Origin of the sequence: Vibrio sp. 2-2(8), assembly GCF_963888495.1 — a bacterium.
Classification (GTDB): domain Bacteria; phylum Pseudomonadota; class Gammaproteobacteria; order Enterobacterales; family Vibrionaceae; genus Vibrio; species Vibrio anguillarum.
Map to the genome: position 1 here is coordinate 65,413 of NZ_CAWPJM010000011.1, position 16,545 is coordinate 81,957.

Annotated in this window: 12 protein-coding genes; 5 read left to right on the forward strand and 7 right to left on the reverse strand. The window is 43.1% G+C overall.

What is annotated here, in order from left to right:
• The first annotated feature begins 5 nt into the window (after positions 1–5).
• The 3 genes from mfd (at position 6) to AACV12_RS03070 (ending at position 6,745) form a co-directional block, all read left to right on the forward strand.
• Entirely contained in the window at positions 6–3,467 is a 3,462-nt protein-coding gene (gene mfd / locus AACV12_RS03060) for a transcription-repair coupling factor (protein WP_170899909.1), read from the forward strand.
• Between the two features lie 28 nt (positions 3,468–3,495).
• Complete coding sequence (locus tag AACV12_RS03065; RefSeq protein WP_088732653.1) at positions 3,496–4,266, forward strand: peptidoglycan binding protein CsiV; 771 nt, start codon at positions 3,496–3,498, stop codon at positions 4,264–4,266.
• Between the two features lie 409 nt (positions 4,267–4,675).
• On the forward strand, positions 4,676–6,745 hold the full coding sequence (locus AACV12_RS03070) for a beta-prism lectin domain-containing protein (protein WP_013856525.1): 2,070 nt from the start codon (positions 4,676–4,678) through the stop codon (positions 6,743–6,745).
• Between the two features lie 112 nt (positions 6,746–6,857).
• Here AACV12_RS03070 and AACV12_RS03075 read toward each other — a convergent pair whose 3' ends face one another.
• The 7 genes from AACV12_RS03075 to hinT form a co-directional block, all read right to left on the reverse strand.
• Positions 6,858–8,147: an NAD(P)/FAD-dependent oxidoreductase gene (locus tag AACV12_RS03075; protein ID WP_026028144.1), complete on the reverse strand. Its 1,290-nt coding sequence runs from the start codon at positions 8,145–8,147 to the stop codon at positions 6,858–6,860.
• A gap of 354 nt (positions 8,148–8,501) precedes the next feature.
• Positions 8,502–9,044, reverse strand: coding sequence for an alpha/beta hydrolase YcfP (ycfP, locus tag AACV12_RS03080; RefSeq protein ID WP_013856523.1), 543 nt, complete (start codon positions 9,042–9,044; stop codon positions 8,502–8,504).
• 100 nt (positions 9,045–9,144) lie between these two features.
• Positions 9,145–9,996: a phosphotransferase gene (locus AACV12_RS03085; protein ID WP_038172104.1), complete on the reverse strand. Its 852-nt coding sequence runs from the start codon at positions 9,994–9,996 to the stop codon at positions 9,145–9,147.
• 34 nt (positions 9,997–10,030) lie between these two features.
• On the reverse strand, positions 10,031–10,621 hold the full coding sequence (gene lpoB, locus AACV12_RS03090; RefSeq protein WP_013856521.1) for a penicillin-binding protein activator LpoB: 591 nt from the start codon (positions 10,619–10,621) through the stop codon (positions 10,031–10,033).
• A 22-nt stretch (positions 10,622–10,643) separates the two neighbouring features.
• Positions 10,644–11,033 carry a YcfL family protein gene (locus AACV12_RS03095; protein WP_013856520.1) on the reverse strand — a complete coding sequence of 130 codons (390 nt, stop codon included), beginning with the start codon at positions 11,031–11,033 and terminating at the stop codon, positions 10,644–10,646.
• Positions 11,033–12,424, reverse strand: a complete 1,392-nt coding sequence (locus AACV12_RS03100) for a COG3014 family protein (RefSeq protein WP_017042311.1) — start codon at positions 12,422–12,424, stop codon at positions 11,033–11,035. The genes AACV12_RS03095 and AACV12_RS03100 overlap by 1 nt, the downstream gene beginning before the upstream one ends.
• Before the next feature lie 67 nt (positions 12,425–12,491).
• Positions 12,492–12,842 (reverse strand): purine nucleoside phosphoramidase, encoded by a 351-nt coding sequence (gene hinT, locus AACV12_RS03105; RefSeq protein WP_026028145.1) that lies wholly within the window; start codon positions 12,840–12,842, stop codon positions 12,492–12,494.
• A 357-nt stretch (positions 12,843–13,199) separates the two neighbouring features.
• On the opposite strand from hinT, the gene AACV12_RS03110 reads away from it, so the two are divergent.
• Together AACV12_RS03110 and AACV12_RS03115 are read left to right on the forward strand one after the other, a co-directional pair.
• Positions 13,200–15,191, forward strand: coding sequence for a methyl-accepting chemotaxis protein (locus AACV12_RS03110; protein ID WP_026027184.1), 1,992 nt, complete (start codon positions 13,200–13,202; stop codon positions 15,189–15,191).
• Between the two features lie 176 nt (positions 15,192–15,367).
• The gene (locus tag AACV12_RS03115; protein WP_017050397.1) at positions 15,368–16,528 is read left to right on the forward strand and encodes a DUF1887 family protein; all 1,161 of its coding nucleotides are present in this window, start codon (positions 15,368–15,370) and stop codon (positions 16,526–16,528) included.
• Positions 16,529–16,545: the final 17 nt, after the last annotated feature.

A 16,545-nucleotide genomic window follows, 5' to 3' on the forward strand; every position in this document is an offset into this window, starting at 1 on the left:
TTCTCATGACTACACACTCTTTACTGACTCTGATTAAACCTGCTGGCGCGGGCGACAAAAAACACATTGGTAACCTACGTGGTGCAAGCCTTGCGTTGGCAATTGCAGAGCTGGCCAACCAGCATAATAGCCACACTTTACTGGCTGTACCTGATCCTCAAACCGCCTTAAAGCTGCAGCACGAAATTGAGCAGTTTAGTGACGCCGAAGTGGCGCTGTTTCCTGATTGGGAAACTTTGCCTTATGATAGTTTTTCGCCTCATCAAGAGATCATTTCTGATCGCATCGCGCGCCTGTATCAATTACCGAGCTTGAAAACAGGCATTACCATTGTGCCTGTGAGCACCATATTGCAGCGTCAGACGCCGCGAGAATTTCTGCTACAGCATACCCTGATGGTTAAAACTGGCGATCAGTTTTCCTTAGATAAACTGCGTCTTCAGCTGGAAAAATCGGGCTATCGTCATGTTGATCAAGTGTTTGGCCCAGGCGAGTACGCCAGCCGAGGTTCGATTCTTGATTTATTTCCAATGGGCAGCAGCGATCCTTATCGCATTGATTTTTTTGATGATGAAATCGACACCATACGCACCTTCGATCCTGAGAATCAACGCTCAATTGAAGAGATCAGTGAGATACGCTTGCTACCTGCTCATGAATTTCCCACCACAGAAAGTGCAATTGAAGATTTTCGCACCCGCTGGCGTCAACGATTTGAAGCGCGTCGTGAACCAGAATCTGTCTATATGCAAGTCTCAAAGGGGATTTGGCCAGCCGGTATTGAATACTGGCAACCACTATTTTTTGAACACACCGAAACTTTGTTCGATTATATCGCGCCAGAAAGCCAACTAATTGTCGTAGGAAATATCGAAACAGCGATTGACCAGTTTTTAACCGACGTCGAATATCGTTACCAGCAGCGTAAAGTTGACCCTCTTCGCCCGTTGCTGCCACCTCATGAATTGTGGCTTAAAAAAGATGAGCTTTTCAGTCTTTTCAAAAACGTGGCTCAGATCCAACTCAGTGTGGAACCAATTTCAGAAAAGCAAGGGCGGATCAATTTAGCGGTCAGTGCATTACCCGACTTGGCGGTCATGCATAAAAATAAAGAGCCTTTAGTCGCCATTCGGCAATTTAGTGAAAGTTTCACTGGGAAAATCATTTTTTCCGTCGAATCAGAAGGCCGTCGCGAAGCATTACTAGAGCTATTGCAACGCGTAAAACTGCGCCCTATCGAAAAAGAAACCTTCCAGCAAGCGTGCCAAGCAAAAGAAAAACAATGTCTCGTATTAGGGGCATCTGAGCACGGCTTTATCGATAACAATGCTAACTTAGCGTTCATCTGCGAAAGTGATTTACTCGGTGACCGTGTCATTCTTCGCCGTAAGAAAGATCGTAAAGTCACCAATAGTGACGCTGTCATTCGTAATTTAGCCGAACTCAAACCAGGGCAACCCGTTGTTCATATTGATCATGGTATCGGCCGTTATCTCGGGTTACAGACGCTTGAAGCGGGTGGCATGATGACCGAATACGTCACCCTTGAGTATCAAAACGAAGCCAAACTTTATGTCCCTGTCGCTTCATTGAATCTCATTAGTCGTTACTCTGGCGGCGCAGAAGAAAGCGCACCATTGCATAAACTCGGGGGTGAAGCATGGACCAAGGCACGACGAAAAGCGGCCGAAAAAGTCCGTGATGTTGCTGCGGAACTGCTGGATGTCTACGCCAAACGAGAGCTCAAACCAGGCTATAAGTTCGCTCTGGATCGTGGCCAATATGCGACTTTTAAAGCAGGTTTCCCATTTGAAGAAACCGATGATCAAAATACAGCTATCAACGCCGTGCTATCGGACATGTGTCAGAAAAAAGCGATGGACCGATTAGTGTGTGGTGACGTTGGATTTGGCAAAACAGAAGTCGCCATGCGCGCCGCCTTTGTTTGCACCGACAACAATAAACAAGTGGCCGTATTAGTGCCGACAACCTTACTCGCGCAGCAGCATTTTGAAAACTTTCGAGACCGATTTGCTAACCTGCCGATCCGTGTCGAAGTTTTATCACGCTTCAAATCAGCGAAAGAGCAAAAGCAGATACTACAAGATGTCGCCGACGGCAAAGTCGACATTTTGGTTGGCACGCATAAACTGCTTTCCAGCGAGCTAAAATTTAGCGATCTTGGTCTTTTGATCGTTGATGAAGAACACCGTTTTGGCGTACGCCAAAAAGAAAAAGTAAAAGCGATGCGTGCTGATGTGGATATTCTCACGCTAACGGCAACGCCGATTCCGCGCACGTTAAACATGGCGATGAGCGGAATGCGCGATCTATCGATTATCGCCACACCACCCGCACGACGATTAGCCATCAAAACCTTTGTACGCCAACATGATGACAATACGATTCGAGAGGCCGTATTACGTGAAATCATGCGCGGTGGACAGGTTTATTTTCTACATAACCAAGTAGAAACTATAGACAAAGTGGCCGCCGATTTAGAAAAGCTGGTCCCTGAAGCTCGAATTACCGTCGCCCATGGACAAATGCGTGAACGTGAGCTGGAAAAAGTGATGAACGACTTTTATCACCAACGCTTCAACGTATTGGTCTGCACAACCATCATCGAGACAGGGATTGATGTCCCGACGGCGAACACCATCATTATGGACCGCGCAGACAACCTTGGCCTAGCACAGCTACACCAACTTCGTGGCCGAGTAGGACGTTCTCACCATCAAGCTTATGCTTACTTACTCACTCCACATCCTAAAGCCATCACTAAAGATGCCGTGAAACGTTTAGAAGCGATTGCATCTCTTGAAGATCTTGGAGCCGGTTTTACTCTAGCAACGCACGATTTAGAAATCCGTGGAGCGGGTGAATTATTGGGCGATGAACAGAGCGGTCAGATCCAATCAATTGGTTTTACTCTCTATATGGAGATGCTAGAGCAAGCGGTTGAAGCATTAAAAAATGGCAGAGAACCTTCTCTTGACGATTTGCTTCGTGAACAAACCGAAGTGGAAATGCGTTTGCCAGCGCTATTACCCGATGATTACATTCCTGATGTAAATACTCGCCTCTCCATGTATAAACAGATAGCGAGTGTCGCTAGCCGAGATGAGCTCGCCGAGCTCAAAGTCGAGTTGATTGATCGCTTTGGTAAGTTACCTGATGCTGCAAATAACTTACTCGGCGTTGCTGAAGTCAAAATTGATGCTGCACGTATAAAAGTGAAGAAAATCGAAGCGCATGAAAAAGGCGGCTACATTGAGTTCTATCCAGATGCTGACATTAATCCCGTCTTTTTGGTTAGACTTCTGCAATCACAACCGAAAAAATTTGCAATGGAAGGGCCAACTAAGTTTAAGTTTGCTGTACCATTAGCTGATAGACGTGAACGAATTCAATTTGTGTCGAGTATGCTCAGCGAATTCCAACAAAACCTGATGCCTAGAGCATAAATTACGCACAAAAAATGATGGAGCCATAATGAAAAAACTGATCCCACTCCTACTTTTGCTTATTTCGATGCCAAGTCTGGCACAACGGCAATTTGACATAGAAGTGATCATTTTTAAGCGTGCAATTGATGCAGAGAAGGTCAGTGAGTCGTGGCCTAACTCATTGCCTGAAATCAATATTCAACGCGCGGGCAGTTTTAGTGACTTAAACTATCGCCAAGAAAAAGGCGTGAAAATGCTGCCTTTTTCCGACTACCAACTTAACGACCAAGCACAAAAACTGAAAAACCACGCCGGCTTTGAAGTGCTATTGCATACGGCTTGGCGTCAAGGCGATCAAGGCAGAGCTTCCGCACCGATTTTCCATATTCAAGCGGGTAAAGATTACTCCGCTAAATTCAATACTGACGGCAGTGAAAAAGTGGCCGTACTAGAAGAATCGCCAGTAAACGGTGTGCTAGAACAAAGCATCGCGAGTCCCCTTTACGAACTCGACGGTAAATTACAAATCTATGTGCAGCACTATCTTTATGCTGAAACCACGCTCGACCTTAAAGCCCCGAGTGTGCGAGAAATCATGCTCCAAAGTAAACCATTGGAGTTAGACATTACACCTGAAGAGCAAAATGCCGAGGTTCAACTGGGGAACCTAGAAGCTATCTCCCCAACAGTGGAAAAGGAAGAGTTTTTAAAGAGCTATCGGATGGACCAAAAACGCCGTATGCGCAGCAACGAAACCCACTATCTAGACCATCCATTAATGGGAATGATCATTCAAGTTCGCCGCGTTGCAGAATAAAGCCTAACAAAGCGCCCTGTCTGGGCGTTTTTTCTTTTATTCATCTCTCATACAGTTTAGCTCACTGATTTCATATCCTTACCGGTTAGAGCTATTCTGTTGTTAACTATTCTTATCAAAACCAATAACACAACCCACCTACAGGCCGCTCCAATGGTTTGGGTACGTGATCTTCTAAAAGTTAAACTGGCAATGTATTTTATTAGTGAGTGTTTCATTTTTAAGACCTCTCATTTATGAGAGCCATGTTAGATTGAATCTCTCTTATTAAGTCTTGATAATCCCTCCATCTCGTGTTGTGCCATGTTCAACTTATTTACCGTAAGACCTATCGTTAAAGTGCAGCACAGGTTAACAACATCAATTTAAATCGGAATTTACACAAACATACTGAGAGAGATGTTACCTAATGACTTCTAAATTTTCGTTATGTGCGGTCGGGCTACTGTCAATAAGCAGTATTGCAGTCAGCACTATTGCAACCGCATCAAACCCTAGTGAGATAAACACCCAATTAAAGTGGTCTTGGGAAAGTAGCTCGTTTAAACCAGAATCAAATCAAGTCATGGCGGCTCCTGTTATTGCCCAGCTAAATGATGATAATGGCGATGGCAAAATCGACGAGAATGATATTGCTGATATCATTGTTGTGACGTTTGAAAATAACAAATATACACAAGGTGGACTAGTTAGGGCATTAAGTGGTATTGATGGTTCTGAGCTTTGGTCATACGATAACGGTGGCATCATAGCCGATGCTCGCTACTCTCCTGCTGTTGCAGACCTTGATGGTAATGGTGTTGTTGATATTGTTATTACCAGTGCATCAAGCCCTTACATTACTATCCTAGATAATGAAGGGAATATTAAAAAGCAAATTTTAAAGCATGTCACAGGTGGACGGTCAGTCGGTACAATCTCGATCTCTGATTTAAACAATGATGGGTCAATTGAGATCATCTCTGCCGATGGTGTTTATAACTACGATACTGGTTTGCTATTTAGTTTGGAGTGGGCTCCATCATCGATCAGCTTTGATGCGGATGGCGATGGTGTTCAAGAAATATTTTCAAACGGCGCTCTTTACAAAAGTGACGGCTCATTTACTTGGCAATATCAAGCGAATGATACGGTTTGGTTTTCTTCCGTTGCCAACCTAGATAGCGACAATAAACCAGAAATTGTTGTATCAGTACCAGCCACTAAAGCAACAGCACAAAACAGTGTATTTGCAGTTTTAGAGCATGACGGCTCAGTAAAGTGGGAGGTTAATAACCTTGAAAACCCAGGTGGTGGTGTACAAGCTATCTCTAACTTCCTTGGTAATACAGCAACAAGCTCTACCAATGAAATAGCTAAGTCCCCTGTTTATGGATATACCCATTTACATCACAGCCATCCAGTTAAAATAGCAGATGACAACCAACTTAAAATCCGCTCAGGAGATCTGATTGACGCTATTGGATCAACAGCAAGTAATATGGTGGGTGGTCAAGGCGGTTCACTGCATACTATTGATGCAAGCAAAGTCCGCTCTATCGATGTAACCTACGGCAAATATAAAACGTGGTGGACATATGGCGTACTCGAGATGGAATTCACTCTCAATGATGGTTCGAAAATAACGTTAGGTTCAAAAGACTCAGCCTTTAAATACCCAGCATTAGAGTGGCGAACCAAAGAAGTTCCATATCTTGGATTGGAGTGGAGAACAAAACAAGTTTCTTACTGGTTCTTTGGCTGGCATACCAAAACAGTTTCTTACCTAGCTCCTGTTTGGAAAACTAAAACGATTCCTTATGCTGTTCCCGTCATGAAGAGCAAAGCAACCACTGAACGATACACAGTCCCAAGCAATACCCAATTGGTAGGCTTAAATGTTTGGAGCAAACCAAAACCTATCTTTACCTTCAAAAAACACGTTAATGCAGTTCAGTTTGTTGTTGGGGAAAGCATTAATGATAGTTACCTGAACACTGGTATTGTCTATGCAGGTTATCATGCTGTTGATATGTATAATGCACAAGGTAGCAAAGTTTGGTCTGTAGCAAATGATGACTATAACAGCGGTAAAATTGGTGTCTCGGCTTACGATTTCACTGGTGATGGCATTGATGAAGTTATCGTACAAGATCTTCTGAGAGTCCGTATTCTTGATGGGCGCACGGGAGCAGTATTAGCAACGATTGCTAACTCGTCGAACACCTTGTGGGAATATCCTGTTGTGGCGGATCTCGAAGGCAACAACAATGCATCGCTTATTGTGGTCGCAAATGATTATGCAAAAGAAAGCGCAATCAACCACGGCGTCTATGTTTATGAATCAGCCGATGCTGATAAACCATGGAAAAATGCAACGAGAATTTGGAACCAACATTCATTCCATTTCTCAAACATTAACCAAGATGGCTCAGTACCAACCAATGCTCAGCCTAGTTGGCTAACACATAACACTTATCGCTCAAGTACCATTAAATAACTTGAATTTGATATAACCACCACTATCGCCCAAGGCGGTGGTGGTGGGTGACAACAAAAAACCTCGCCTTTTAACAAAGGCGAGGTTTTTTATGGCTAGTACGCTGGGAATATTAGTGAAGCTTTAAGTTTGGACGCAACACACGATTAATACGGCCAACTAACATCATCAACCCTGTTTTGAACATACCGTGTAGCGCCATTTGGTGCATGCGATACAAAGAAATGTACACGACTCGCGCAATACGACCTTCAACCATCATCGAGCCTTTGGTTAAATTACCCATTAAGCTACCAACGGTAGAAAAACGACTTAATGAAACCAACGAACCGTGATCTTTATAAACATACGGTTTGAGCTCACGCCCGTTAAGCTTAGCAACAATATTCTTGAACGCTTGGCTTGCCATTTGGTGCGCTGCTTGTGCACGAGGTGGCACAAATGAACCATCGGCTTGTGTACATTGTGCTAAATCACCGATCACAAAAATATCGTCATCTCTTGTGGTTTGTAAGGTGTTTTTTACCACTAACTGATTAATGCGGTTTGTTTCCAAACCAGCAATCTCTTTCATAAAATCCGGTGCTTTGATGCCAGCAGCCCACACCATGATCTGAGCGGGAATCTTTTCGCCATCTTTAGTTGTTAGGCCATCCTTATCCGCTCGCGTGACCATAGTCGCAGTACGAACGTTGACACCTAATTTCGTTAATTCGCTATGCGCAGCACTAGAAATGCGAGGTGGAAGAGCGGGTAGAATACGCTCACCCGCTTCCACAAGGTTGACATTCAGTTTGCTTGAATCAAGATCGCCAAAACCATAAGTCCGCAGCTCTTTTACTGCATTATGTAGCTCTGCAGATAATTCAACACCCGTTGCACCTGCGCCAACAATCGCAATATCAACTGTACCGTTACCATTTTTCGCATGAAGTTTTAGAAACTCATTATTCATTTCAGTACGAAAACGATTTGCCTGTTCAGGGCTATCAAGGAAGATACAATGCTCACGAACTCCTGGAGTATTGAAGTCGTTAGACGTTGAACCGATTGCCAACACCAAAATGTCATATTCAAGCTCACGACTTGGCATTAACAATTCACCATGCTCATCTTGCAATTCACTAAGAACAATCACTTTGCGTTCACGATCGATGTCAGCAAGACTACCCATTTGGAAATCAAAACGATGATTTTTTGCGTGAGCGCGATAGCTTAGCGCATCCACTCCTTCATCTAATGAACCCGTTGCCACTTCATGCAATAACGGTTTCCATAAGTGGCTTGCTTTACGATCCACTAATGTGATTTCTGCGCGATTTTTACGGCCAAGAGTGCGACCAAGTTTAGTCGCGAGCTCTAAACCACCCGCGCCACCACCGACTACGATAATTCGTGTCACAACAATAATCCTCAAAAAGAAATAAACATGATTCAGCGTGAAATCTCACACTGAAGGAATTCTCAGTAATGCGCTTGCTTCAGATAAATCTTGTTCAGCAAATGAAGCTATCTTCGCAGCACGTTTCATTAGGATAAATGCATGTAACTACACACAAATTAGGCAAATTTAAGACTTGCTCTCAATTTTTTTTGATATTTATCAAAATATTTATAGTTTAATCATTATATAGAGCAAAACTCATGGTGCAACCAAAGAATTCCCCTATTTCACTACGAGATATAGAGGTGTTGGGCAATAAAAAAACGACTCACAATTGTGAGTCGTTCAGTCGAAACTATGATGCACGGATGCTTAATTTGATTCTTTAAATGCCTTCATCGCTTGCAAATGCTGTGAGATTTTCTTGAACTTATGGTTCTGGGTTTCATCCCAAATGATATCGTAGTAGTTTTCGAGCTCTGCTGCTGTTTTGCTGTTGTCATGAATTTCATCTTCTTTAGATAAAATCACTAAACAGCGTCCTTTATTTTTTACCCTGTATTGCTCAACACACTTAGTCGCAATATCTTCATACTCTTCAGGGCGATCGATGCGTCCAGTCATGTTTGTTTCCGGATGCAAGTTAGGATTAAACACCACTTGCTTAATTCCGCATAAGAATCCAATCCGCTCAGACCAGAAGCCGCCGAGGCCTACACCACAAATAATCGGATGTGGGTCATCAGACAACTCAATCACTTTATGCACTTCTTTTAGAAGATGCTGCATATCGTGTTTTGGGTGCTGTGTACTGTAGTTAATAAAACGGACATCGCTGTCAATAAATTGCAATTGCAGTACTTTTTCATGGTTTCCTGGGCTTGTTGAATCAAAACCGTGCAGATAAATAATCATAATAACTCCCCACTCCTTGAGGTTTTTAATCTACCACGAAGATTGTGGTTTCAAAGACTTTAACCTTAATTTACTGCAACAAAACGACGAAACAGTGATCCTAGCTACATAATGTGCGTTTTAGATGTTCGGCTTGTTGACGATAATAGTCATCACCCCATAATTGATGTGCTAACAAATACCATAACATGGCCATCATTGTTGCTCTTGGATGCCAAGCCACCACACCTTCGACCCAATCATCGACCCCCACAATCTCACGCAATTGACAATAACGGTAGACCGCCTCTAATGGTTTTTCTTCTGCAACATCAATGCTTAAAGCCAGGTCGAGCCGGGGGTCGGCAATTGAGGCGTATTCCCAATCAATCACGCGGTTACCTTCATCGGTTTTAACCATATTGTAGCCAGCCAAATCAAAGTGACACAAAGTCTGACCAACATCAGCAAGGTTAGGTGCGGTGCGCCAACGTTGATATAAAGCCGACAAGTCCTCACTTTTATACTCAGCTTTGAGCTGTAGCCAATAATGATCAACCCGAGCGATAAAACTGAAAGGGGCAACTGGGATGCGTGCTGTACTGAGATTATGGATCTTTATCTGTGTTTTTAATAGAGAATCGAAAGGTAAACCACCAGTAAGGGATTGGCCATCAATCCATTCAACCAATAATCCTTGATCATTAATGGAAAGTGGCTTGGGGCCTAAGTGAGAAGATTCGATAGCAGAGAGAATTTGATATTCTTGAAAACGCGAAATGGAAAAGGCTTGAGTGATCGGCGTATTAGGCCGCCAAACAAAGCTGCGTTCCTCCGTGACAATTTTCCAACATCGGTTTGTTAACCCCCCCGTCAGCGTTTGTGCATAGTCGGGGGGAGCAGAGAAGAATCCTTCTAGCGACGTTAAGGTACGATCAAGCTGACAAGCTTCACGCCAAGACATTCTCGCCATAAGGACCTCTTCTCTCAATTACTCAATTTTGTAATTAAAAACCGAGTAAACTTTTTGACTGCTGTTTACGAATTTCGGTTTCATCTGCCCATTCAATAAGGCCACTTTGAAGATCCATTAAACGCATCGTCATTTTGTAATATACATCTTTATCACTACTTGCGTTTTTCACAATACTCGACAAGTTGCCATACAGCATATATTGTGCGCCAACCATTTTGCCAAACTGAATGGCGGTACTTTGGTTGACCAACTCATCATTATTTTGGAAATTGAGCTGTTCGCGCACGGCTTCAACACGATCCATGTCGACGAAGCGGAACTTACCTGAATTCAACATCTTAGTACTGATGGTGTCAGTGATAGATTCAGTATCAATGTGCTCACTGGTTTTATTTTTGATTCGCTCAACAAACACGATAGGACGAGAATCACGGGTAATCGCTGCTACCGAACCTGACATCATCATGCTATCAACCATTTCCCCCGCGATTTTTTGTAAATCTGTTGAACCAAAATCAACTGTCGTCGTTTCAACGGATTGTGCATCTCCGTAGCTGACTTTATTTGAACAGCCGCCCAAAATGACAGCGAGCCCTAGCAATGCGATAATACTTTTGTTCATATTGGTTCCTTACTTTCCCAATTTAATTATTTGACCCACGGATCTGTACGCGAAACTGTTTTCCATTTGGATTGACAGAAATCTCCGACAACGACACCGTCTCCATCCCACTGATGATTTTTTGTTTCCAAGGACTTTGTCTGTTATTGACTTCAAGCCCATCATCGTCATACCAAGAAAAACGGTACTCGATAATTTGGTCACCTTGGTAATGACTCACTAAACGCACAAGTCCCCTCGTATGACCATCCACTTGGTTAGTTGCAATGTCTTCAACAACCAAGCGATTACCTAATACATTGTCGCCAAATAGCACTTTTTGCGAAGCGCCATCAACTCTTAATCCTGCGGTATTTTCAGCACATCCAATCAATGAGAATGTGACTAACAGCCCCAATATCCACTTTTTCATTACAATCTTCCTAGTTGTTTATGCCAGATGGTTGAATGACGTCCCTGACGAGAAACCCACACCAAAGTGGTGCCTTTTTCCGGTACAGAAAACTGATATTCTTGCTCTCCCACCTTTATTCGTTGCTCGCCTGCATTGACTTGCAGACTGGCCGTTTGCACCAACCCTGGCAGCGTTAGCCAACTGCGCGTATCGGGCTGCTCTGTCAGCAGATTCCAAACGTTGAAGACTAAATTACCAACATTGTCATCTTTGGCCGCTTCTTTGCGCAATTGATCTTTCGCCAGCACTCTCAACACTTGCCTTATTACTATAGAGGGCATTTTCTCAGACAAGTTTCGACTTGCCATTAAATTCACATCCGTCAGAAAATGAGAAGTCAGTACTTTGTCATTCATCGTCAGTGATGAAAATGATTCAACGGGTGTATTCGGATAATAAGGTAAGGCGAGAGAATACAATGCGCCATTTCCTCTGCTGTCATACAAGGGTAAAGATTGACGCCAGCTATCTAAGGCTTTCACCACACTCTGCTCTTCTATTATAAGCACACGACCTTGAGAAGCAGTCAGTGAATGAGATTTCCCGTAGCGTTTCTCTAATTGGATTAGGTCTTCTCTCATCCCTAATCGTTTCGCAACGCGTAATGTCCCCTCTATAACCTCAATATTATCGGGAGTGACGGCCAAAGCGCGTCGATAGTCGACATAGGCACTGTTAACATCACCAGAGGCTTCATAAAGCAAAGCAGAAAGGTAAAAAAGGTAACCATTCTGCACCGCCTGCAAAGCTTTTCCTGCATCAGGGTAGTTTGCTAGTACGCTGCCTAAGTTTGGTGTCACACCTTGTGATTTTAGCTCTTTTTGCGCCTTTTCAAGTTCCGCTTCTCTAGCCTGCCTTGCTTGCTCTTGTACCTGATTCGCTCGCCGAACTTCAACCAGAGCTCCATCCAAATCATTCTGTTGTAAATAATTCAAACCGAGATAAAGATGTAAAAAACCGAGTTCATAATCCGCAGGAACGTATTCCATCAAGTTATCATTCACAGCCAACGCACCGACACTTGTCGCCGTATCACTTAGTGAAATCAATGCCTTATCTTGTTGAATTTTAACCGCAGAATCACTCAATTCGAAACTACGCTTACTGTCTACATAATTCTGGTTAAGAAAATGGACTCGCCCTTTTTCCAGATTGTCCAGAATGTCACCCGCGACAAATTCCGCAAGTTCATTCTCCGCATCTTGATACTGCCCAGATTTAACTGACTGATAGACAGCGCCATTTTGAGCACTGTAATGACTAAACAAGTTCCCCGCAGAAAAATTAGCACAGGCATTGAGAAAAAAAGGCGATAAAAAAACCGTAATATGTCGCACGTAACGCTTCACTCAATACTCCATATTTAACTCTAACCGTATCAATCGAGCGCCCAATAGTGACTGGGCGACCCATGCATTAGCTCATCAAAAGCGGACCCAACGGGCGACCGCCAACCAAGTGCATATGAATGTGGTAAACCTCTTGGCCACCATGAGCGTTACAATTCACTATCAAGCGATAGCCATCTTGTGCAATACCTTCTTGTTGAGCGATTTTTTTTGCCACTGTAAACATACGTCCCATAGCCGCTTCATGCTCAAGTTCAACATCGTTGGTCGTCGGAATAAACGCATTGGGAATGATAAGAATATGGCTAGGCGCTCTAGGGTTAATATCCCGAAAGGCGGTAACTAAATCATCTTGATAGAGGATATCTGCAGGAATTTCTTTACGGATAATTTTGCTAAAAATGGTTTCTTCAGCCATGAAATACTCCACTAGTAAATAGGCCTACGCAGTCACATCAAAGTACATTAGATCGAGATAAGTGGTTCAAGGCTAATACCTAAGTGGCCCACGACAACATATCGACAACCGATAGAACCGACACTAATTTGACCTTAATGCTACTGAATATAATAGGTGTGTAGTTGGATTTGAGTATGCGTGAACCCTGTCAAAAGCTCAATAAAAAACACCGTACGCGTAGCATAAATGACAGAACACTAATATAAAAAATGCGTTTTGCCAGGCCCGTCATAAAATGTACGTCTCACATTCAATACAATACTCATTATTTTGTTATTTTTTAAAACAAAACACTATTTTTCTAGGGAGAGGATTATGAAGGGTTCAGTGATTAGGCGAATGTACGCTGGTTTCACACTGATCATCATCATGTTTGCAGTAACGACCGCCATTATGATGGGAGGAATGAATCAAATTCATTCTAATTTCGAAAGTGTATCAACCACCGCCTTACCGCTCGTTTCTTTGTCAAACAAAACAAGTGTTCAACTGCTTTCTGCCGATAAATCTTTTAAGGACTTTTTGACGACACAAAACCAAGATCGCATGAATGTGATGCGTTCAGAATTTGCTAAAGCAAAACAAGATTTTGCTGACGTGCTAAACCAGCTCCAACAAGCAAGTGCAATGAACCCCTCTCTTGAAGAGCGGATAAGCCAACTTAAACAGATGGAACTCCGCTACTTTTCAGAAGCGGAACAAGCCATGAATAATTATCAGGCGATGTTTGAGGCGCAAGCTCAAGTGCAAAAATCAACTCGTGAATTTCAAAGACTTCATGCCGATTTAAGCACAGGAATGAAAGATTTTGTCGATGGGCAAAATAGTATTTCAGTTAAAGTCATGGCGAAAAGTTATTTCATTAAATTGAAAGATGCGGAATTAATCACTTCAGACGCTTTGGCCAGTTCGGATGTCGCCTTTGTTGACAAGGCCGTCACCATGAATAAAAAAGCGGTCACGCACCTCAACTACGCTTACCGAGGCTTATCGACCCAATTACCTGAACTGAAAAAAACCTTTGACGATCTTGTCCAAAAATTCTCTCAAGATATTGGGCAAAAGGGTGGTGTGCTTGATCAACACAATAGTTACTTACTAGCGAAAACAGCCCTTTATGAAAACATTGCGAATTTGGCTATCGAGGTCGATAAAGCAATGACGATTTTAGACTCTTTTAACGATACTGCGACCGACGGTTTAAATGCCTCTCTGCGAGAAGCCGGGGAAGTCTATAAGCAAGGAGTTATTAAAGCGATCGTGATTGGTATTGCGGTTGTGCTAGTGGCTACGGGTATTGGTTACCACATTGCACAAAGTGTTCGTGAGCCGTTAAATCGTATACTCAAAACGCTAGAAGGGCTGACAAAAGGAGATATGACACAACGCATTGAAATTCGTTACAACAACGAGTTTAGTCGCTTAAGTGGCCACATCAATTCGCTAGCAGATAATTTGCACCATATTTTGGTGCAGTTGAATGATGCTTCTGAAAATTTAACCAACACAGCTAACCATAACCAAACCACCTCTTCAAAAGCACAGTCACAACTCAGCACCCAACGTGAGCAAACCGCGAGCGTGGCAACCGCAATGACAGAAATGGCTCATTCAGTACAAGAAGTAGCGCAAAGTGCTCAAAGTTCGCTAGAGATGGTGCAGAAAGTTGAATCGGCTTCTGAATCGGGCCGTAAAATTATGAGTGACAATATCACTACTATTAATCAATTGGAGACTCGCTTAAATCAATCGGTTGATGCTGTCGGTGAACTGCAAAAAATGAGCAGCCAAATTGGTTCTATCTTGGATGTGATTCGTAACATTGCAGAACAAACCAACTTATTGGCGCTCAATGCCGCGATTGAAGCTGCTCGTGCTGGAGAGCAAGGGCGCGGGTTTGCAGTCGTAGCTGACGAAGTTCGTGTTTTGGCAAAACGCACAACGGATTCGACGTCTGAAATTGAAAGTATGATCAGCAACTTGCAATCCAGCTCATCTTCTGCCAGTACTGTTATTGAAAGCTGCATGACTGATATGGAACTTTCTGTCGAGCAAGCATCAACTGCGAATAGCGCAATGGAAGAGATCCAAGCGTTAATTCTAGAAATCAGTCAGATGAGTACTCATATTACACAGGCGGCCGCCGAGCAAAGTGAAACAACCGGTGACATTGCACGCAGTATCGAGGATATTAATTTAATCGCAGATGGTAGCTATCAAGCCATGTCTCAAATTGCACAGGCAAGCGCCAACCTAACTCAGCTTGCTAATCAGCAGAATGAATTAGTCCATCGTTTTACATTATGAGTGACCGTTAACAAACTCAACCCCATTTGTAAGTTACATGTAAATTATGTCTCAAGGGCGGCTTTTAATCTAAAGTCGCCCTTGTTTTTTTGATGCCACATCGTTATATGATAACTATCGGCTTGCGCATTATTATCTACCTCCTACTCTTTGCAAGCCAAACATGAGGATGATCTATGGCTGTTCATGTTGGCATTATCGACCAAGACCCTATTCGCTTGGTTACTCCCCTGCTTGATAATCGAACGGTAAGTTCGCACATTGTCTTCATCGGTGATCAAGACCAAAAATCAATGTATTTACGTTTACACTCGGTATTGAGTCAGCGCGACATCACTTCTGAGTTTTTTGAAATCCCATCAGGTTCCAATACCTCAGCAATCAAACAAGCTATCCAGTTTTTAGCGGAAGATTTGAAAGCCAGATACGACGAAGTCAAGCTGAACGCAAGTTGTGGTTTGAGACATCGTTTATTATCCGTTTATGAGGTGTTCCGTAGCTATCAATGGCCTATTTTTGTCGTCGAACCGAACAGTGATCAGCTGTGTTGGCTTTATCCCGATGGTCAAAATAATACCCAAGTGCAAGACCACATTACCATTTCAGATTACTTAACCATTTTTGGTGCACGGGGTGAATTTAGTGAGCATCATATTCCGCCACAACTTGACCAAAAACTTTACGAACTCGGCGAGCGCTGGGCAAGTAATGCATTAGAACTTGGTCCTGGTTTAGCCACATTAAACTATTTAGCGACGACGTGCCGCAAAGAGCAGCGGCTAGATGTTGCACTTTCAGAAAAACAACAAGGCTATCGTGAACTTCATATTCTGTTGACCGATCTGGTCGAAGCACAAATCGCCACCTATCAAAATGGCATTTTAACCTTCGCCAACGAAGATGCGCGCCGATTTTCCAATGGAGAATGGTTAGAAACATTAGTGCACAGTACAATAAGGCAGATCCAAGATGATATGCCTACCATTCAAGATCGCTCTTTGAATGTTCAAGTCTACCGTCAATTAGGTGAGCGAGAAGTCAGAAATGAACTCGATGTCGCTACAGTGGTGAATAACAAACTGCATATTATTGAATGTAAAACGAAAGGTATGCGTGATGACGGCGATGATACACTTTATAAGCTAGAATCATTACGTGATTTGCTTGGTGGCCTACAAGCTCGCGCTATGCTCGTGAGCTTTCGCCCACTCCGCCATAATGACATTACTCGTGCAGAAGATTTAGGGTTGGCCTTAATCGGCCCAGATGAACTGAAAGATTTAAAATTACATTTAGCCGCTTGGTTTAAAGAAGCGGGTGGTAACGAAGATATCTAACCTACAAAAAAGCCCGT